This is a genomic window from Micromonospora sp. M51, from assembly GCF_018070305.1.
Taxonomy (GTDB): domain Bacteria; phylum Actinomycetota; class Actinomycetes; order Mycobacteriales; family Micromonosporaceae; genus Micromonospora; species Micromonospora parva.
Window position 1 is genome coordinate 1 of sequence record NZ_JAGPXZ010001294.1, and the last position, 904, is coordinate 904.

Below are 904 nucleotides of genomic sequence, written 5' to 3' on the forward strand. Positions count from 1 at the left end.
GTGGCGGGCCTTCCCGCTTACCCCTCAGCGGTGGACGCGGGCGTCCCGGTGGACCTGGCGGTGGTGGCGGTCCCGCCGGAGGCGGCGACAGCGGTGGTCGCCGACGCCGCCGCCGCAGGGGTGCACGGCCTGGTGGTCATCTCGGCCGGCTTCGCCGAGGCCGGCCCGGAGGGCGCGGCCACGCAGCGCGCGCTGGTCCGCGCGGCGCACGCCGCCGGCATGCGAGTCGTCGGCCCGAACTGTCGCGGCGTGGCCAACACCGACCCGACGGTACGCCTCAACGCCACTCTCGCCCCGGCGTTGCCGCCGGCCGGTCGGGTCGGCATCTTCAGTCAGTCCGGTGCGTTCGGGGTGGCGTTGCTCGCCGAGGCGGACCGGCGCGGCCTCGGGCTGTCCAGCTTCGTCTCGGCCGGCAACCGGGCCGACGTCTCCGGCAACGACCTCCTGCAGTACTGGCAGGACGACACCGGCACCGACGTGATCATGCTCTACCTGGAGACCTTCGGAAACCCCCGCAAGTTCGCCCGGCTGGCCCGACGGATCGGCCGCGCCAAACCGGTCGTCGCGCTCGCCTCGCCGGCCCGCCCGCCCGGGGTCGGCGACGCCGCCGGGCCGGACGAGGTGGCGGTGGCAGCGCTCTTCGCCCAGTCCGGGGTGATCCGGGTGGACACCGTGCCGGAGCTGCTCGACGTGGGTGTGCTGCTCGCCAACCAGCCGTTGCCGGCCGGCGGCCGGGTCGGTGTGGTCGGCAACTCCTCCGCCCTCACCGGGCTGGCCGCGACCGCCTGTGTCGGGCAGGGCCTCACCGTCGCCGACGGCTACCCCCGCGACGTGGGGCCGAGCGCGGGTGCCGCCGAGTTCGCCGCCGCGCTCGCCGAGACGGCCGCCGACGACCGGGTGGACC

General features: G+C 76.4%; 1 protein-coding gene. It reads left to right on the top strand.

Going from position 1 to position 904, the window contains the following annotated elements; translation table 11 throughout:
* Positions 1–904 (top strand): CoA-binding protein (locus KBX53_RS34375; protein ID WP_210863967.1); only part of this gene is annotated, 904 nt, incomplete at both ends.